The following is a 17,401-nucleotide window of genomic DNA, read 5'->3' as shown; positions in this document are numbered from 1 at the left end:
CATGCCCGTCGACGGCGAGTCGATGGAGCGAGCGCGGGTAGCCAAGCCAGGAAACGGCGCAGCGCTTAGGACGCTGTCCCGTAGGGGTCCGCCGGTTCAAATCCGGTCCCGCGCATGAGCGAACGAAGTGAGCGAAGAGCAGGACTGCGATTTGAATCAGGGAGAAGCTATGTTCCGACCGTGGTTCAAATCCGGTCCCGCGCAGTGAACGGAGGGCAGCGTCGCTGCCGGAAGTGAACGAGGAGGGACCGGGATTTGCAGCCCAGAGGACGAGCGAAGCGAAGTCCTCGCGGTTCAAATCCGGTCCCGCGCATGAGCGAACGAAGTGAGCGAAGAGCAGGACTGCGATTTGAAGTAGACCGAGGTTCTGCGCCTAGCGCAGGTTCTCGGGCGTAGTTCAAATCCGGTCCCGCGCACTAAGCGAAAGAGCGTAGCGACTGAGCGAGGGAGGTCGTCCGAAGTGAGACTCCGAGACACGAACCGGGTGGGACGACCCGAGAGAGCACGAGCCCACCGACGCTTGTAGCAATCCCCAGCGATTATCTCATCTTGACCTGTAGTACGCACCAGTGACGGGGCGCACGTTCGGAACCGGGTGGCTCGCCGACCGGTTGACCAGGTGGTACGCTCGGCTCCTCGACGAGAACGGGGTGGTCGACGAGACGGTCTACCGGACGCACGGCGAGGAACACCGGGTGTACTGGGTCGATGCCGACCGCTGGCCGATGGGTGGACAGTACACACCCTTCGGCACGGTCGTGTTGAACGCGGATCGGCTTGACGACCTCTCCACCGAGGCCGTCGACTACGTGTTCTTACACGAGATCGGCCACGGGCAGCGGTCAGCGATCAGCACCGTGTTTGTGTATGCGGTTCGAACCGTGGTGACGCTCGCGGCGGTCCTGGGACTCCCGTTACTGGGTCGACGGTGGGTCCGATCAGTCGGCAGGGCGTCGTCATCGGCGGAGGCTATCCGGTCTTCGTCGCGACTCAGCATCCGGGGGCTCGGACTCGTCGCCGGCGTGGGTTTCGTCTCGTGGCTGGACGAGGGGGCGGCAGAAGTCTTCGCCCTCTCGAAACTGGGTGTGACATCGTACCGGCGACGACGCCGGGAGTTTATCGATGGAGCGGACGTCGGAGTCGCCTTCCGGAGTCTTCGTCGACTGGTCTATCCCCCGCCACGTCTCGTGGTTGCGGTCGCGGAGTATCTGAACAGGAAACGGGCGCAGTAGCGACACCAACCGGGTTTCTTACACGAGTGGTAAGCCCGTCTTTCGAAATCGTCGATCGGGAGAACGCGGAGGAGTTTGCCGTATCCCGTCGAACCGGGGGTGTTGGCTTCGACCGGTACCACGACGGGTCCGGAGTCCGGCGCACTCGAATCGGAGTTCGAGTAAGCCCGTCCTCGGTCACGCTATGGGCTGAATTACAATGCCTCCGGTCGCCGTTTGGACAGTGGCTATGCCAGCAAAGACAGACATCGAGCAGTTGCGGGCACGAGAAGAACGGATGGTAGCGGAGGTCTGGAACGAGGGGGACATGGACGTTCTCGAGGAGTTGACCCACGAGGACTACGTCGGCCACTGGTTCTCGATGGAGGGTGGCGATACAGACCGTGACGGACTCCGGATGTTCATCGAGGAGACCCGGAAGGGGTTCTCGGATTTCCACATGGATATCGAATTCATGGTGGCAGAAGACGACATGATCACGGTCGGGTTCACGACGACCGGGACCCACGACGGTGAATTCATGGGCATCCCGCCGACGGACGTGAATCCCGGTGAAACGCCGGGGATCATGGTCCACCGCGTCGAGGACGGCAAGGTGGTCGAAGGCTGGGCTACCTGGGATGCGCTCGGGATGATGCAGTCACTCGGATTGGTGCCAGAGCAGTTCCGCATCACCGATTTCCTCGAGACAGGTGTGACCATGGCGCGGCAGGGCATCATGCGGCGGACCGCAGACGACGACTGATCGCTCTCGTTTTTCCGTTCCTTCGAACGGACGGATCACGAAACTCGTACTCGACCGTTCTAAATGGTCGCCTGGAGAATGTTCGGTCACCGCGTGAACGGCAAATCGGGGCCGTCGGCGGTGCCTCGTGGCCGCCCGCCGACGTCGATCGGCGAGACGCATTGCCGGCAGTACCGATAGCCCGGATCGTTCGTCGTATTGCAGTTCGGACAGACGACGACGTCGTCTCCGTACTCCCGTGCTGGCTCCGGATCGCTCGTTTCACGAGGCGTTCGTGACGACGCTATTCCATCAGCCTCGTCGGTCCGTTCGGCGCCCCGACCGAGCCAGTAGTACACCCCGACCGTGGCGAGGAGGTGTCCGATGGCGATCGCGATCAGTGCGTAGACCCACATCTGGGCCATAGCGAATAGATATAGACACTACGGAAAGTTGATTGTTTCGTCGTGTCGGATACTCGTCGTGATCCGCCCCGTGGTCCTGCGAAGCGACTATTGAACCGGTTTCTCAGGCGGAGTACGTCCCGCCAGTCTCGGTCACGAGCCCACGGGAATCGAGCAGGGAGAGCAGGTCGCGCACGCGATCGGCGTCGAACCCGACGGCCTCGCCGAGTTGCTCGGGTGACGCATCTTCGCCCTCCGCGAGTTCGTAGTAAAGGCGACGTGCAGAGGGAGACGATACAGACGTGAGTGAAGCGGCGTCTTCGGTGGACGTGGTGGCTGTCATTACGGCCGGAAAATCGGTATCCTGACATAAAATAGTACTGTACATATGCACTATATGACTTTCCTCTGTCGAAGAACCTTAATTGACCTAATAATTTCCGGTCCCAGGGTCGTGGCCGGTTACGAGACGAGAACGAATGGACCGACTGGAACGAGTCGCCGACGCGCATACGGTCGATCGAACCCGTATCTTCAGTCGGTCTCCTCACTCCCCGGCGTATCGAGGTAGACGAGTTCTCCCGATCGTTCGAGCCAATCGATCCCGATCTTCATCGTTGCGGGGACGAGCGCCGTCGTGAATATCGCCACGAAGACCAGCACGGAGAACAGTTCTTGCGAGATAACGCCCATCGAGAGCCCGATAGAGACGATGATGATCTCGACCGTGCCGCGGCCGTTCATGCCGAATCCGATGACGAGTCCCTCCCGGCTGCTCAGTTTCGTGGGTAATGCGAACAGCCAGCTACCGGCGATCTTCCCCACGAAGGCGAGGACGAGCATCAGGACGAGAAGGCCCAGTTCCTGGGTGAAGACGCTCAACGTGAGTTCGAAGCCGACGACGACGAAGAATATGGGGGCGAAGAACCCGATCGCGAGGTCGTAGATGACGGTGTACATGTGGTTGTAGATCTCCTCGTCGAGTTGGGCCTGCCGGAGGAACATCCCCGCGACGAATCCGCCGATGATGATGTGGAGATCCGCCAGCGCGGCCAGGTGGGCGAATAACAACGAGACGAGGAGTGCGACCGTGAACGCCGACGTCTTGTCGATGAATCCGTACCGATTCATCATCGCCTCGAGATACTCCCAGACCACCGGCAGAATGCGATCACCGAAGACGAGTGCCACGGCGAAGAAGGCGATAGCGCGTGCGAGGACCGCGGCGATCCCCCAGGCCGTGACGTCTCCGGTCTCGATGAAGCCCGTCACTCCTGCGAAGACGACCAGGATGCCGACGTCGGAGAGCAGGGCGCCGCCGAGCAACACGCCGGCAATGCGGGTGTCGAGCACGTCGAGATCCACGAGGATGCGTGATTTCGTGGCGAGCGACGTTGCGGCGAGCGCGATACCGATGAACAGCGATTCCGCGAACCCCGCGCCGAGGGACACACCACCGAGGTACCCGAGCCCGAACGGAACGACGAAGCCACCGATGGCGATCATCAATGCCTGTGGACCCAGTTCGAAGAGGTCGTGCAGGTCTATCTCCATTCCGACGTAGACCATCAGGAGGAACACCCCGAGCTCGGCGAGGATGTCCAGGACGGCGGTCGTCTCGACGAGACCAAGCAACGGGGGGCCGAAGATGATGCCGGCCAGTATCTCTCCCATCATCGCCGGATAGCCTACGCGTTCTGCCATGGTGCCGAATAGCCAGGCCAGTGCGATGACGGACAGCAGCGCGACGACGTCCAGCCCCGCCGCGGCTACCATGGATGGATATCTCCCCGTTGCTGACGACGCTGATAATTATGTACCGACGGTCCGCGTGTGGCTTCATCGGCGGATTGTGAGTCGGTCAGCTCTCGATAGTGGCCGGTTTTCGACGGCCGACGTTCGTCCATGTGCATTGGATTGGATCTGTGTTCTCTCGTCGGGCGGGTGCTTGCCCGTCCCGGATTCGCTGTAGACGGTTGGCTTCCTGGGCTGGGGGCGGGGTTTTCCCGTCGTGAGTCTGCATTAGCCGTTTCCGACTCTTGGGGTCGTCCTCTCGCGTGTGTGGATCGACAGACAAACCCATCCTCCATAGAACGTCGGATACTGGTCGACATTCTCCGGATCGTAAGCTACCGGACGTGGTAGAGGGGTGGTCGGGTCCACGAACCTTTTTCTCGTGGGCCCGTGTCCGTATACATAATGGCCGGGATTCGCGATCTCTTCGACCCAATCGTGTCCGACGTCGACGTGTTGTTTCTCTTCTCCCCGAGTAGTTCGTACTACGAGACGGCCCGCGACATCGAGAACCTCGACCTCGTCGTAGTCGACGACGAGAACGCCGTGGACGCGGCAACCTTCGTCAAACTCCCCCTCTCGTTCAGCGACATCCGTGAACAGATCAGATTCGGCCTCGAGGGGGCGCTGGACAGGGGGCACATCGAGGACGGTGCTGCGGTGGCGATCGCTGCACCGCTGTTCGGCGACGAGATAGATATGATGACGCGGACCCGAGCGGACCAGTCGAAGCACACCGGTATCTACGACCTCTTCGTCAAATCACGGGCCGAACCCGGCGTCATCCGGAACGTCTTCGAGGTCGCCATCGAACTCGGGCGCAAGGGACAGAAGGGGAAACCCGTCGGCGCCCTATTCGTCGTCGGGGACGCGGGGAAGGTGATGAACAAGTCCCGGCCCCTGTCCTACAACCCCTTCGAGAAGTCCCACGTGCACGTCGGCGACCCCATCGTGAACGTGATGTTGAAGGAGTTCTCCCGGCTGGACGGTGCGTTCATCATCTCCGACTCGGGGAAGATCGTGAGTGCGTACCGGTACCTCGAGCCCTCTGCAGAGGGTGTCGACATCCCCAAGGGACTCGGTGCTCGTCACATGGCCGCGGGCGCGATCACCCGTGATACGAATGCCATCGCCATCGTTTTGAGCGAAAGCGACGGCATGGTCAGGGCGTTCAAGAGCGGCGAACTGATACTCGAACTCGATCCGGAGGAATACTGATGGTATTCTGGGATCAGCTCACCGGTGCACAGCTCCGGTTCGTGGTCGGAATTCTGATCCTGCTCGGCGGGCTGATTCTGGGCTACGTCGTGGGGCAGTTCAATGCACGGGTGCTGCGCTCGATCGGCGTTCCGGCCGCCGTCGAGGGGACGACCGTGGAACGAACGGCCCGGAAGTTCGGGACGACCACGGTCGCGCTCATCGGCCGGGCGACGTCGTTGATCATCTACTTCGTCGCCATCCTCGTCGCCCTCGAGTTCCTGGGGTACTTCGGATCAGTCGTCTTCTTGATCCAGGCGGGGAACGTCATACCGAATCTCGTTCTGGCGGTTCTCATCCTGTTCGTCGGTCTGCTCATCGCGGACAAGGCCGAGGTGTTCGTGAGCGAATCGCTCCGGAGTGTCAAACTGCCAGAGATCGGCTTGATACCGACCGCAGTCAGGTACACCGTGGTCCTGGCTGCCGTTCTCCTCGCACTCGCTCAGGTCGGCATCTCGACGACGGTGCTCGTCGTCCTCTTCGGTGCGTACGTCTTCGCGGTCGTCGTGGTCTCGGTCGTCGCACTCCGCCACCTCCTCAGTTCCGGGGCCGCGGGTATCTATCTCCTGTTGAACCAACCATACGGAATCGGCGATCGCATCGCCGTCGGGGAGCGGGAGGGCGTCGTCCAGGAGGTGGACGTCTTCGTCACGTATATCGAAGCGGATGGACACGAGTACATCGTTCCGAACCACCTCGTCGTCCGTGACGGCGCCACACTGATACGAGATTAATCGTCCGCGATCGGCGCAGCCGGAACGCCGGCGACCGTCTCTCCCGCCGGCACGTCCTCGGTCACGAGCGAATTCGCCGCTACCGATGCGCCGGCACCGACCCTGACGCCCGGGAGAACGATCGCGCCGGCCCCGATCATTGCGTGTTCACCGATCGTTACCTCGCCAGTCCGGTACTCGTTCTGGAGGAACTCGTGGCAGAGTATCGTCGCATCGTAGCCCACGATCGCGTGATCTTCTATCGTGATTAACTCCGGCCAGAAGACGTCTGGCGTTGCCTCGAGTCCCCACGAGACGCCGTCACCGACGGTCATCCCGAGTCGACGGTAGAGCCAGTTTTTCACCCGGAGGCTCGGAGAGTGACGCGCCAGGACGATGGCGGCGTAGTTCCTGGCGACAACCACCGGTGACTTGGCATCGGGCCAGTTCCACAGCGAGTTCTGGCTGTCGCCCGTCGCGTGACGGGAGAGCCGTTCGTGACGCCGTTTGGGCACGGTACACGATTGTTCGGGGCCCATCGTAAAGACAGGGGGTTCGACTACCGTCGTTGGAAGCTTTTATTATCGTCGAAAATCGAAACTACAATCGACGACATGTCCATCCGACAGACGCCGAAACCACTCCCCGGTGAACTGCAGTCCCCTCGCGGCAAACTCGTCTATCTGTACCTCGTCCAGTCCGAGGGAGCGACGCTGGCGGACCTGAAAGCGGACCTTGACCTCGGAGCGCTCACGCTCTACAGCGTGTTGAAGACGCTTCGAGAGCGGGGACTCGTGCGACGAGAAGAAGACCGATTCGTCACTGCACGACCGGTGTGAACTCGCCGGTGATATCCCAGGAGTGGATGCAATAGACGTCCCCGACCGTTTCGGCTACCTGCCAGCTGTTCGCATTCTCGTCGTAGTGTTCCTCGCGCCCACATCGTACACACGATCGATGTGAGGGGGATCGGATCTGCGCGTTCATCACTGTGTGGATTGTAGTCACGGCACTTAAAGACACGGAACCGTGTCAGATATGCCGCCATCTGTAACGTGGTATCATACAGCACTAGAGACCCCTCCGCCGGCTCGTGGTTTACAGAACTATAATGGTCGTTGCTGTCAGTTCCGCAGGGTAATTGTCTGAATATCGAGGGGTACGGCGCCTTTCGTATACCCCTCGACGTACCCGTCCGGACGCATCCGATAGACGACTGCGGGTCGGTGTCGAACGTCGGGTCGCTCGTCGCGGACCGTCGCCCAGTCGTCGTCCCGGAAGCCCGAACAATCGACGAACAGCGTCACCCCACCGGCGTGGTCGTCCAGTTGCCCGTTGACCTTCGTCTCTGCGGTGTCGCGGACGGCTGCGACGGGGTGTGAGGCCTGCCGCCGATGGATCGGAGCCGGTCGGGTGACCTCTACCAGTGTGACAGACTGTTCGCCCTCTGCTCGGTAGTCGATGGAGTGTCCCGTCGAGACGGGGGCCTCGGGTTCGATATCGTAGCCGTTGTCCAGCAGGAGTTTGGCCGTGTTGAACTCCGCCATCGCACTCGCCATCCTGGTCCGGTCCAGAACCGGCGACGTCCCCAATTTGCCGGCCATCGTGTACCGATACTGATCGAGCGCGCCGGTCCCGAGGATCGACTCGTAGAGCTCCAGCGCGCTCTCCGGTTCGGCATCGGGAAAGCCTGCAGCATGCGTCGAGAAGAACTCGCGGGAGGACTCACGCCCGTCCTTCGAGAGGAATACCGGCAGGAAGAACCAGGAGACGTGCGGGTAGGGTTCCAGCCACGGCGATTCGTCGTATAACTGGGCCAGCAGTTCCCGTTGGGCCCACCGGGATAGCTGGTAGGGGACTTCGTCGAACGCGAACTTATCGGTTCTCCAGAGTGCGCTCGGCGTCTCCGTGTTTCCGAGCCAGAACGCCTCCGAGTCCGAGTACGCGAACAACGCGATATCGCCGTTGTCCATCTCGAATCGTACCCCTTCGTATCCGGACGGTGGGCGGTACCAGGGGTCTCCCTGGTCCGCTCCCAGGTTTGCGTCGAGGTCGCGATAGAGCTGGTCTCGAACCTGCGCTGGCGACCAGCCTCGACGCGAGTGTCGGAATCGAAGGGGTTTCGCCACGGTCGTGGTACTCGGCTGGCGGCTTTACGCTTTCCGTCATCGGTTCTCAATCGGTACGACCAGTACGTATTTGGGGTGTCACATTGTACCACACATTATGGCATCGGCAGAACTGGCACCGGAGGGCTTGGCATCACAGATCACGTCTGCCTGCCGCACTGCGGCTGGTGACGACGTCCGGAGTGTTACGTACTTCAATCGAAGTGACTTCGAGCAGATCTATCTCCGCTCCGACCTGACCCAGGACGCGGATCTCGGGGCGTTCGTCGAGCACGAGACTCTCGGATTCGACGCAGCAGAGGATTACCGCGGCTCCGAACTCGGCAACTACACGTTCACGGTCCGCCGGTTCGACAACGGGTTCTTGACCCGTGTCATCCGTGGGGGACACGGTGTCTTCGTCACACTCGACAGTCTGACCATCAACCGATCGGAGGAGATCGCCTCGGCACTCGAGGAGATCCTCGAGGCCGAGGTGGAATAAACGGTCCCTTCTCTCCCGACGTGCTGTCGAACTACCCGTCGACGGTCGGTCCGCTGACGTGACCGCAGGTCGAGCAGTGGCGATATCCCTGGACGTTGGCGAGTGCCGCTTCACAGCGTGGGCAGGTCATAGTCCGACCAATACTTCGACGAATAATAAATCCTTACACGACGATCGACGAAATCCTTCGGACTGGCTCCCGATTGTGCCGGAGACGAATGTACACCGCTACCCACCCGACGGCTAGCTTGAAACCGACGTCCGCCGAACGTCGGTGTATGCTGATCGAGGACATCATGACGAGGGACGTCGTCACCATCGATGCCGACGCGTCACTCCAGGCCGCCGTCGTCTCGATGCTTCGGTCGGGCGTCGGGAGTGTCATCGTCGAACGGGATGGGGTACCGAGCGGTATCTGTACCGAGACCGACGCGTTGCTCGCCGCCGCGAAGACCGAACGGCCGTTGACGGATATCCCCATCTCGGGGGCGATGACCGGCGACCTCGTCACCGGGTCTCCCGACATGACCGTCCGGAAGGCAATCCGAACGATGACCGATCACGGCATCAAGAAACTCCCGATAACCGCGGAATTCGACGTGGTGGGGATCGTCACGATGACCGACGTGGTGCTCCATCACTCCGAACTCATCGGGGAGGCCCACCGTCTCGAATCGGACCGATCTCGGTGGTCGGAGGACTGATCAGGTGTCTCCGTCACCGACCGGGCGTTCGAGTGTGACGCGGTGTGGACTGTATCCCCGGTCTTCGTACCAGTCTCGAGCCCGTTCATTTCCCACGAGTACCGAGAGGGAGAGTACGTCTACCCCCTCGTCTTCGAGTCCCTCTTCGGCGTACTCCAGTAACGCGGAACCGAATCCATCGCCGCGGTGGCGTGGAGCGACGTAGACGTTCTCCACGATCCCTCGTCGCACGTCCTGTTCGTACAGCCCTCGTTCGACGTGGAACATGACGAACCCGGCAACGGTCGTTCCGTCGTGGCCCCGCGCGACGCCGAGTCCAGCGGCGTGGACGTACTGTTCGATGATCGATCTCGCGGCCGATTCGTTCTCGGCACCCCGCAGGTGGGCGCCGTACTCGCGTTGTCCCTCGACGAGAGCGACCCAGTGAGCCGTGACGGCATCGACGTCGTCCATCGTCGCCGCCTCGACTCGTGTCTCGGTCACTGTTCGAGAACCGCTATCGCGGGGAGTTCCTCGCCGGTGAGCAACCGAAGGGCCGCGCCGCCACCCGTCGAGATGTGATCGAAGCCGTCGATCCCGAAGCGCCGCACGGCCGCGCTGGTATCGCCACCGCCCACGATACTGAATCCCGCATCGGCCACCACCTGGAAGAGCTCCCTCGTCCCGGCCTGGAACGACGGCTCTTCGAAGACACCGGCGGGCCCGTTGAGTATCGTGGTGCCAGCGGTCTTTAGTCGCTCACGATAGGATTCGACCGTCCCTGTTCCGATGTCCTTGATGGCTTCGTCGGTGGTCGGCGGGAGGTCCTCGACGGCGATCTCGACCCGGGTGCCATCCCGCTCGATGGCCACATCGGTCGGCAGGTGGATTTTCTCTGGATAGGCCTCGAGCAGGTCGGCAGCCCTATCGATCTCTTCCCAATGACCACGTTCGTAGATGATGTCGGCGGATCCATCGCCGAGGTCGTGACCCGCTGCGAGCATGAAGACGTTGGCCACGAGACCGGTCGTCAGGATCTGGTCCGCGAGTCCCTGTTCGAGACTGTGTCGAATCACCGTCATCGAATCGGGAATCTTGGCGCCCCCGACGACGTAGGCCCTCGGTGTGGGCGTCTCGTCGACGTTCCCGAGGATTTCGATCTCCCGTTGCATGACACGGCCCGCGTACGCCGGCAACGCGTGGGCGAAGCCGACCATCGATGGCTGGGACCTGTGGGCCGCCGCGAACGCGTCGTTGACGAACGCATCCAGGTGGGGGGAGAGCCGGGTGACGAGATGCGTCTGGGCCGCTCGAGCGGGGCCAAATTCCATATACTCCTCGCTGTAGAATCGAGTGTTCTCGAGGACGATAGCCTCACCGTCCGGCAGGTCGTCGATGGCGTCTCGAGCGGCTCCCGAGAAGGTCGTATCCGTGAACCCGACCGGTGCGTCGAGCAGTTCGTCGAGTCGTTCTGCGTGTGGGGCGAGCCCCTCGAACTCGTCGCCGCCCGGTCGCCCCTGGTGGGCCAGGATCGCGACCCGGCCGTCCCTTTCGAGGAGTTCAGACAGCGTATCGACGTGGGCCCGGAGCCGCGCGTCGTCGGCCAGCTCGGCGTTCTCGTCGAGCGGACTGTTGATGTCGACCCGGACACCGACCGCGCGGCCTGCGACCGTCAGATCGTCGAGGGTCTGAAATCCCATTTCGAATTGGTCCTGATTTGGCGGTGGCAAAAGCGTTTCTTTCGCGGGTTCCGCTCCCCTCGATCGTCGGCCATTTACATCTCTCGGCAGTCCGGACAGAGCAACTGGCCGTTGACGTTCACGAGGTCACGGGAGAGCGAGCCACACGCCTCGCAGATGCTCTGATTCGAGTATCCCTCCTCGGTTGTCGTGTTTGGGTTCGTGACGTTCTCTTCTACGGCGCGCTCCGCTTCTGGACCGTCGGGGCGTCCCCACGTGTATCGTGCCAGTTCGCTGGCCGTGATGACGCCCAGGACGTCGTCGTTGTTCGCGACCAGGATCAGGTCCGAATTCGTGGAGAGCATCTTCGTGGCGACGTCGCCGAGCGCTGCGTCGGACCCAAGTGTGGGTACGTCTCGTTGCATCACCTCGTCGACCGTGGTCGTCTCCGTGTCCTTGCCCTCGACGAGCAGGTCGAGGATGTCTCCTGCGGTGATGGTGCCGACCGGTTCACGACCCCGGAGGACCACGGCGTCCTGAACGCCTTCTTTGCGCATCACCGTCACGGCTCCGTGGACGGTGTCCGACTCGGAGACGCCGACGAAATCCCGGGTCATCACGTCTCTGAGGGTCAACTCGGCCATGGTTGGTAGTACCCGGTATCGATGCTAAAAGCTATCCCCGGCACGCTTATGCCGGGAGGGGGACAATAGTGTATGATTGGGTCTCGTCGGCCGAAAACGGGAGATATTTTGGCGTACTGTTCGCAGTTCTCGTAATGAAAATCCCCTCGTTCGCCATCGGCATCGCCGGTGGAACGGGTGCGGGAAAGACCACCGTCGCTCGAGAGATAACAGACCGGGTCGGCGAGGCGATCACACTCGTCCCGCTCGACAACTACTACGAGGACCTGAGCCATCTTCCCTTCGAGGAACGCGTCGAGGTCAACTACGACCACCCGTCGGCGTTCGAGTGGGAACTCCTCCGCGAGCAGTTCGATACGCTCCTCTCGGGTCAACCCGTCGAGATGCCCCGGTACGACTTCGAGAACCACGTCCGAAAGGAGGAGACGATCCACGTGGAGCCGACCGACGTCATCGTTCTCGAGGGTATCCTCGCCCTGTACGACGACGCGTTGAACGAGATGCTGGATCTCCACCTCTACGTCGAGACGGACGCCGACGTGCGCATCCTGCGTCGGATCCGCCGTGACGTCGTCGAACGGGGGCGCGAACTCGAAGGGGTCATGCAGCAGTACCTCTCGACGGTGAAGCCAATGCACGAACAGTTCGTGGAACCGACGAAGAAAGACGCCGACATCATCATCCCCGAGGGGGCGAACCGGATCGCTGTCGAAGTACTCCAGGAGAAGGTGCTGACCGAGCTGCGGTCCTGATCAGGCTGGTTCGGCGTCCGGCATGTACTCCCAGAGCCCGGTCTTCCTGATGGCACGCCCGACTGACCGGTGGAACTCCACTTTGTTCTCGAAGGACTCCTCTTCGACGTCCTCGAAGATGTCTGCGACGCTGACGACCGTCTTGTGGTTGATGCGGACCGGCCAGTCGCCGAACTCCTCGACGAACTCCGCCTTCTGGAGTGGGAACTCGTCCTCTTCGACCATCTTGGACAGCACCGCCATGTCGAAGTTACGCATGCCCTCGCTCCCCTTCTCGCCGTCCGGATCGTGTGGCCAATCCTGAGCGGTCGTGTCTGCCATGCACGAACGGTGGTCGGGAATCCCCAAAACCGTTACTCTCCTCGCCGCATTCCCAGAGCAGCCCGACGTCACGATCTCGGCGATGCGTAACGATATTCGCCTGACATAATTTCAGTACGGACCTTTCTGAAAGACGAATCCCTATCCGACGAAAACAGGCTCAAGGATATTTATGCCCCGTCCGTCTACTCATTCGGTGTAGTGGTGACGTTCCATGACCCAAGAAATCAACACAACCGTCTTCGGTAGCGATGTCTCGCTCCGATTCAGCGCGCCATGGGCTGCCTACTGGCTCGCGTTCGTGAGGATCCTCACCGGGTGGTATATCTTCCGCTCGGGACTGACGAAAATACTCGACTGGCCCTTCGACGCCTCTGGATACCTCCTCCAGGGGAGCGCCGGAACCGTTCTCGAACCGCTCCTCGTCTTCGTCGGCAACACCGGCCCCCTCCTTGCCGTCACGAACTTCATGGTTCCCGTCGGGGAGCTCCTCATCGGCGTCGGTCTCATCTTCGGCGGGTTCGTCCGCCTGGCATCGTTCTTCGGCGCCCTCCTGATGGGATTTTTCTACTTTACGAACGCGGACTGGGCCGCCGGTGCCTTCTCCATCGAGATAGCAGCGATGTTACTGTTCATGACGCTGGCCGTCTTCGGCGCAGGCCGCGTCTTCGGCATCGATCAGTACCTCGAGTCGATGAACTGGGCACAGAACCGCTGGGCACGCTTGCTCATGGGGTAACTACGAGGTGAATACACTATGTCAACACTAACCACGATCGACAAACTTGCGATGCTCCTCGGCGGCGGTCTGATCGTTCTCGGACTCCCCGTACTGGGATTCGTCCTTACCGTGACGGGAGAGTGTCCGTTGTTCTATCCGATCATCAGAGGCTATTTGGTCCTGCTCGGATTTATCGTCTTCATGCTCCTCGGGGTCTCGAAGTTGTTCTTGCCGGCCCCCGAAGCCTGATCGGCGACCCTGCTTTTTTGCGGTCGGTCTTCGTGTGGAACCCACAATCGTCGGCCGACCACTGTTCGTGCAGTACACGGTGTGGAGGGGAGTATGAACCGAAATCAGACGGTCGGTCTCACTCCGTTCGACCGCTGCGTCTGATAGGGTTCAAATCCCTCTCACGTTTTCCTCGCAGGCCGCTCGGAAAACGGTGAGGAGGGGATTTGAACCCCTGAGGCTCGAAAGCCACCTGCTCTCAAGGCAGGCGCGGTGGGCCGCTTCGCTACCTCACCACGATTTCACCTATCGTCCGGCCATTCTAAGGCCTATCGATTGCTCGCGTTTCGATTCTGGTGCCAGACAAATATCGGATAATTCGTACAATCGACCTGAAGCGGAACTTATCGCCCATACGTTCGCCGATTTGTGGGACACTCGATGGAATATTGGCTCGAAACGATTATTTATCAAATGTTGGTCGGTACTAGACGTATGGCGAAATCGACTCTCGACACGATCGACGATCTACTGGAAGCATCGATCGCTGAAACGGGCGATACCGAGGTTCATTACAAACTCCGGAGCGCGCGACAACTCCTCTCCGTGGTCGAAGACCGGCGGGAGAGCCTCGACGAACTCGTCGAGGAATCCGTCGAGGACGAGGCGTTACTCGACAACCTCCGAGATTTGGGGTATCTGGAATAGTCCCACTCGCCGATGACGCCGTTTCGTGATGGGGGGGGGAATTCTTCTCGTAGATGGCGATTTCGAAACGGGGATTCGCCGCCGACCTACCGACTGTCTCTTTCCGAGACGACCAGGTCTCCATCTTCGACCCGCAATCCTAGTTTGTCGACCGCGGCGGTCGTGTGGGTCGCGACCCGTTTGTCCGCCATCTGACGTGCGCGAAGGAGCGAGACGACCGTTTTGAGGTCCCGTGGCGTGGCGACGACCTCGCGTCGCCGGACGAAGTCGGCGGCGTAGCCATCCTCGACGGTCCTCGAGACCACGTTCTCGATGGGGACGCCGTCGAAGATATCCGCGAAGTCGATCGGTTCCTTGAAACCTGCGAGGAAGACGTCGCCGGCCGCTGCCGGGCCGACGACCGTCTCGCTACGACGGAGTTTGATCGCCGCCTGGTCGATGACCGACCGCTCGAGGAAGGGGACGCGGTGGTCGACGAAGACCGCAGAGGTCTCGCCTTCGTCGCGGAGAAGGTGGGTGAGCGCGTTTCCGATTCTGGCCGACGGGGTCGATCCGACCTGCACTTCGTACCGGACGTCGGTGAGGTCCTCCGCGTCGAGTGCCCGTGTTGCGACCGAACGGATCTCGGCTTCGGGGTTGCCGTCCTGGCCGTCCGGGAGCATGTCCTGGGATGGATAGTTCACGAGGACGTCGACGTTCGCCTCCGCGGTCACGGCGAAGAAGTCGGCGAGCATGGCCTCGTAGAGTGCGACGCCGTCGGCGGCAGACAACGCCGTTTTTTCGACGACGGTCGGCAGGACGACCCCCTCTCTCGGCGGGTCGACGAGCGCGACGACGACGGTCACCGCGATGCACCTCCGGGCTGCGGACGGGGAGCGAACATGGTGGGCCGTCGGGCCCGTATCGCCTTTAACTGCGCGGGTTCCGGGCGGATTTATCTATCCGCCGGTCGAACGACGGTACATGCGACTCGTTCCCGTACTCGCGGTCCTCGCGACGTTCGGTATCGCCGTCTGGGCCATCGAGGTGGCACTCGCGTTGCCCCCGGCTTTCACGTTCTCGGCCGGGGCCTCGCTCTCGCTCGGCGTCGTTGCACTGGTGATGGTCGCCATCGTCGGAACGGGGATCGTCGCGTCGCGGTCGACTGCGACTCCCTACTGGTGATCGCCGAGGTCGAGGCCGGCGTCCGTCACGCCGACCCCGCTCTCGGATGCGCGTACCGTGGCGTCGACCGTATCGACTGCCGGGAATGCCACCGGGATGGCGGCGATCCGCAGAACCGCGTCGACCAGGGTATCGACGTCGACGGCCTCCGTCCCGCGGGCCCCCTTGAGTAACTGGGATGCTCGGAGATCGTCGAACATCGACCGTACCTCGTCCCCGCTGGTGGGGCTGACCCGGAGGGCAACGTCGTTCAACACCGGGGCGTACTCCGCGATCCCGACGGCGACCACCGGTCCGATGTGGGGGAGATCTCGGGCGACGATCGAAACGTCGACACCGTCATCCGGACGGTCACCGGTGAGTCCCGCGGCCGCGAGTACAGCGCGGGCCCCGTCACCGGCATCGATGGCCGTCCTGACCTCGCCGACCGGTATCGGGGCGGACGATGCGGGTTCCGTCTCGCGTCGTGCCGCCGCGTCTCGCTGGTCGGCCAGGGCGCTCAACACCGCCACGGCCTGGAACGGGTCGAAGTAGTTCGGAATCCCGACGGCCCGCAACCGGGAGGCGGCCGCCTGGGTGCTCTCGCCGCCCATGAGCGCCGTGACGACCGGCGATTCGTGCTCCGATCGCGCCGACGCGACGTTCTCCGCCATCTCCTCGAAGGTGAACAACGGGTTCGGCGCCGAGATGACGACCGCTGCGTCGACGTCCTGATCGGTCAGTACTGCATCCAGGACGTCGCTGAACACGTCGATATCGGAGTCCGCGAGCAGATCGAGTGGATTACGGGCGTAGGCCCGGTCCGGGATGGCGGCCTCGAGTCGTTCGACGGTCTCCTCGGAGAGTTCGGCCATCGAGAGCCGAGAGACGCCCACCGCGTCGGTGGCCATCACCCCCGGCCCCCCAGCGTTCGAGACGATGACGACGTCGTCGCCCTCGGGAAGTGGCTGTTCGGCGAGTGCGGGGGCGAGGTCGAGCACCCGGTCGACGGAATCGACCCGGAGGACGCCGGCCTGTTCGAGTACCGCGTTCCGGAGGTCTGCCGGATCGATCGTCCCGAGCGAACCCGCGTCGATGGGATCGTCCACACACGCCCACTTCGGCGCGTGGACGGCGAGTGCCATCCCCGATGAGAGCGTGGATGCCGCCTGGTAGAACGAACGGTCGATGCGTTCGGGTCGTGCGAGGACGACGCTGGTGTCATCGTCCGCCCCCAAGGCAGTGATCGCGTCCGCCGGGCGGACTGTGGCGTGACGGCCGGTCGCCAGAACCGTCGAGAAGCCGATCTCGCGATACGTCGCTTCTGCGAGCAGCGAGCGGATCGTCTGTGGGTCCTCGCCGACGAGGGCGATAGCACCGTCCTCGATTGACTCGTCGACGTTCGCCTGGAGACCCAGGTCGGGGACGACGAGGGCTGCGTCTGGACCGACGAGGTCGACGTCGCCAGCGGCGGCGACCTCGACGAGTTCGAACCAACGCGGGTCCTCGACCGGGACCGTGACGAGAACGCTCCCGACACCGTTGTCGACGAGCGTGGCGACCGTCGACTCGATGCCGGTCGTCGTGGTGACGATGGCGAGGTCAGTGCCGACGAACCAGTCGTGCCGACCGGTCTCGGCCAGCGTCTTCGGGTCGAAGGTCTTCGAATCACCGATGGCGGACGCGGCCACGGCTGGGTCGTCTCGACCGACGACGGCCACGCGGTTCGGGGACAGGAGGGAAGCCAGTGCGGTATCTCCCATGAATTGTCGTGAACGTCGTACC

At 62.2% G+C, this 17,401-nt stretch carries 24 protein-coding genes and 2 tRNA genes; 13 read left to right on the top strand and 13 right to left on the bottom strand.

Annotated elements, in window-relative coordinates:
- Positions 1–31: 31 nt before the first annotated feature.
- From HSRCO_RS10330 to HSRCO_RS10320, 3 genes are all read left to right on the top strand, one after another.
- A tRNA-Leu gene (locus HSRCO_RS10330) sits at positions 32–115 on the top strand.
- Between the two features lie 454 nt (positions 116–569).
- The gene (locus HSRCO_RS10325) at positions 570–1,232 is read left to right on the top strand and encodes a hypothetical protein (RefSeq protein ID WP_259517565.1); all 663 of its coding nucleotides are present in this window, start codon (positions 570–572) and stop codon (positions 1,230–1,232) included.
- Between the two features lie 229 nt (positions 1,233–1,461).
- On the top strand, positions 1,462–1,977 hold the full coding sequence (locus tag HSRCO_RS10320) for an ester cyclase (protein WP_259517564.1): 516 nt from the start codon (positions 1,462–1,464) through the stop codon (positions 1,975–1,977).
- Positions 1,978–2,063: 86 nt separating this feature from the next.
- Here HSRCO_RS10320 and HSRCO_RS10315 read toward each other — a convergent pair whose 3' ends face one another.
- The 3 genes from HSRCO_RS10315 to HSRCO_RS10305 all read right to left on the bottom strand — a co-directional run bounded on the left by HSRCO_RS10315 (position 2,064) and on the right by HSRCO_RS10305 (position 4,136).
- A complete protein-coding gene (locus HSRCO_RS10315) occupies positions 2,064–2,381 on the bottom strand; it encodes a zinc ribbon domain-containing protein (protein WP_259517563.1) in 318 nt (105 codons plus the stop codon).
- Positions 2,382–2,484: 103 nt separating this feature from the next.
- On the bottom strand, positions 2,485–2,703 hold the full coding sequence (locus tag HSRCO_RS10310; protein ID WP_259517562.1) for a hypothetical protein: 219 nt from the start codon (positions 2,701–2,703) through the stop codon (positions 2,485–2,487).
- 191 nt (positions 2,704–2,894) lie between these two features.
- Positions 2,895–4,136: a cation:proton antiporter gene (locus HSRCO_RS10305; RefSeq protein WP_259517561.1), complete on the bottom strand. Its 1,242-nt coding sequence runs from the start codon at positions 4,134–4,136 to the stop codon at positions 2,895–2,897.
- Between the two features lie 423 nt (positions 4,137–4,559).
- On the opposite strand from HSRCO_RS10305, the gene dacZ reads away from it, so the two are divergent.
- A complete protein-coding gene (gene dacZ, locus HSRCO_RS10300) occupies positions 4,560–5,372 on the top strand; it encodes a diadenylate cyclase DacZ (protein WP_259517560.1) in 813 nt (270 codons plus the stop codon).
- Entirely contained in the window at positions 5,372–6,145 is a 774-nt protein-coding gene (locus tag HSRCO_RS10295; RefSeq protein ID WP_259517559.1) for a mechanosensitive ion channel family protein, read from the top strand. Before dacZ ends, HSRCO_RS10295 begins: the two co-directional genes overlap by 1 nt.
- Here the strand turns inward: HSRCO_RS10295 and HSRCO_RS10290 are convergent.
- Positions 6,142–6,663: an acyltransferase gene (locus HSRCO_RS10290; RefSeq protein WP_396266395.1), complete on the bottom strand. Its 522-nt coding sequence runs from the start codon at positions 6,661–6,663 to the stop codon at positions 6,142–6,144. The genes HSRCO_RS10295 and HSRCO_RS10290 overlap by 4 nt on opposite strands.
- Positions 6,664–6,738: 75 nt before the next feature.
- Between HSRCO_RS10290 and HSRCO_RS10285 the strand changes: the two genes are divergently transcribed.
- On the top strand, positions 6,739–6,963 hold the full coding sequence (locus HSRCO_RS10285; protein ID WP_259517557.1) for a helix-turn-helix domain-containing protein: 225 nt from the start codon (positions 6,739–6,741) through the stop codon (positions 6,961–6,963).
- On the opposite strand, the gene HSRCO_RS14550 is transcribed toward HSRCO_RS10285, so the two are convergent.
- Both HSRCO_RS14550 and HSRCO_RS10280 read right to left on the bottom strand, forming a co-directional pair.
- Positions 6,944–7,111 carry an HEWD family protein gene (locus HSRCO_RS14550; protein ID WP_310795434.1) on the bottom strand — a complete coding sequence of 56 codons (168 nt, stop codon included), beginning with the start codon at positions 7,109–7,111 and terminating at the stop codon, positions 6,944–6,946. The two genes, HSRCO_RS10285 and HSRCO_RS14550, sit on opposite strands and share 20 nt — an antisense overlap.
- Positions 7,112–7,248: 137 nt before the next feature.
- Complete coding sequence (locus tag HSRCO_RS10280; protein WP_259517556.1) at positions 7,249–8,253, bottom strand: DUF5784 family protein; 1,005 nt, start codon at positions 8,251–8,253, stop codon at positions 7,249–7,251.
- Between the two features lie 97 nt (positions 8,254–8,350).
- Between HSRCO_RS10280 and HSRCO_RS10275 the strand changes: the two genes are divergently transcribed.
- Both HSRCO_RS10275 and HSRCO_RS10270 read left to right on the top strand, forming a co-directional pair.
- Positions 8,351–8,737 (top strand): hypothetical protein, encoded by a 387-nt coding sequence (locus HSRCO_RS10275; protein WP_259517555.1) that lies wholly within the window; start codon positions 8,351–8,353, stop codon positions 8,735–8,737.
- 278 nt (positions 8,738–9,015) lie between these two features.
- Positions 9,016–9,441, top strand: coding sequence for a CBS domain-containing protein (locus tag HSRCO_RS10270; protein WP_259517554.1), 426 nt, complete (start codon positions 9,016–9,018; stop codon positions 9,439–9,441).
- Here the strand turns inward: HSRCO_RS10270 and HSRCO_RS10265 are convergent, their stop codons facing one another.
- From HSRCO_RS10265 to HSRCO_RS10255, 3 genes are all read right to left on the bottom strand, one after another.
- Entirely contained in the window at positions 9,442–9,924 is a 483-nt protein-coding gene (locus HSRCO_RS10265) for an N-acetyltransferase (protein ID WP_259517553.1), read from the bottom strand.
- The gene (locus HSRCO_RS10260; protein WP_259517552.1) at positions 9,921–11,120 is read right to left on the bottom strand and encodes a phosphoglycerate kinase; all 1,200 of its coding nucleotides are present in this window, start codon (positions 11,118–11,120) and stop codon (positions 9,921–9,923) included. The genes HSRCO_RS10265 and HSRCO_RS10260 overlap by 4 nt, the downstream gene beginning before the upstream one ends.
- A gap of 74 nt (positions 11,121–11,194) precedes the next feature.
- Positions 11,195–11,743: a CBS domain-containing protein gene (locus tag HSRCO_RS10255; RefSeq protein ID WP_259517551.1), complete on the bottom strand. Its 549-nt coding sequence runs from the start codon at positions 11,741–11,743 to the stop codon at positions 11,195–11,197.
- Positions 11,744–11,877: 134 nt separating this feature from the next.
- On the opposite strand from HSRCO_RS10255, the gene udk reads away from it, so the two are divergent.
- Positions 11,878–12,495 carry a uridine kinase gene (gene udk, locus HSRCO_RS10250; protein WP_259517550.1) on the top strand — a complete coding sequence of 206 codons (618 nt, stop codon included), beginning with the start codon at positions 11,878–11,880 and terminating at the stop codon, positions 12,493–12,495.
- Here udk and HSRCO_RS10245 read toward each other — a convergent pair whose 3' ends face one another.
- Positions 12,496–12,816: a DUF5785 family protein gene (locus HSRCO_RS10245; protein WP_259517549.1), complete on the bottom strand. Its 321-nt coding sequence runs from the start codon at positions 12,814–12,816 to the stop codon at positions 12,496–12,498.
- 214 nt (positions 12,817–13,030) lie between these two features.
- Between HSRCO_RS10245 and HSRCO_RS10240 the strand changes: the two genes are divergently transcribed.
- On the top strand, positions 13,031–13,555 hold the full coding sequence (locus HSRCO_RS10240) for a DoxX family protein (RefSeq protein WP_259517548.1): 525 nt from the start codon (positions 13,031–13,033) through the stop codon (positions 13,553–13,555).
- Between the two features lie 18 nt (positions 13,556–13,573).
- The gene (locus HSRCO_RS10235) at positions 13,574–13,786 is read left to right on the top strand and encodes a hypothetical protein (RefSeq protein ID WP_259517547.1); all 213 of its coding nucleotides are present in this window, start codon (positions 13,574–13,576) and stop codon (positions 13,784–13,786) included.
- Positions 13,787–13,977: 191 nt separating this feature from the next.
- Here HSRCO_RS10235 and HSRCO_RS10230 read toward each other — a convergent pair.
- Positions 13,978–14,061 (bottom strand) — tRNA-Ser (locus HSRCO_RS10230).
- A 199-nt stretch (positions 14,062–14,260) separates the two neighbouring features.
- Between HSRCO_RS10230 and HSRCO_RS10225 the strand changes: the two genes are divergently transcribed.
- Complete coding sequence (locus tag HSRCO_RS10225; RefSeq protein ID WP_259517546.1) at positions 14,261–14,473, top strand: hypothetical protein; 213 nt, start codon at positions 14,261–14,263, stop codon at positions 14,471–14,473.
- Between the two features lie 86 nt (positions 14,474–14,559).
- Here the strand turns inward: HSRCO_RS10225 and HSRCO_RS10220 are convergent, their stop codons facing one another.
- Complete coding sequence (locus tag HSRCO_RS10220; RefSeq protein WP_259517545.1) at positions 14,560–15,318, bottom strand: DUF2064 domain-containing protein; 759 nt, start codon at positions 15,316–15,318, stop codon at positions 14,560–14,562.
- Between the two features lie 118 nt (positions 15,319–15,436).
- Here HSRCO_RS10220 and HSRCO_RS10215 point away from each other — a divergent pair, with 118 nt between their 5' ends.
- Positions 15,437–15,637 carry a hypothetical protein gene (locus HSRCO_RS10215; protein WP_259517544.1) on the top strand — a complete coding sequence of 67 codons (201 nt, stop codon included), beginning with the start codon at positions 15,437–15,439 and terminating at the stop codon, positions 15,635–15,637.
- Here HSRCO_RS10215 and HSRCO_RS10210 read toward each other — a convergent pair.
- Positions 15,628–17,379: an acetate--CoA ligase family protein gene (locus HSRCO_RS10210; RefSeq protein ID WP_259517543.1), complete on the bottom strand. Its 1,752-nt coding sequence runs from the start codon at positions 17,377–17,379 to the stop codon at positions 15,628–15,630. The genes HSRCO_RS10215 and HSRCO_RS10210 overlap by 10 nt on opposite strands.
- Positions 17,380–17,401 lie beyond the last annotated feature (22 nt).

Origin of the sequence: Halanaeroarchaeum sp. HSR-CO (genome assembly GCF_024972755.1) — an archaeon.
Taxonomy (GTDB): domain Archaea; phylum Halobacteriota; class Halobacteria; order Halobacteriales; family Halobacteriaceae; genus Halanaeroarchaeum.
The sequence above is the reverse complement of the archived record's forward strand: the minus strand, read 5'-3'. Positions and strand labels throughout refer to the sequence as shown.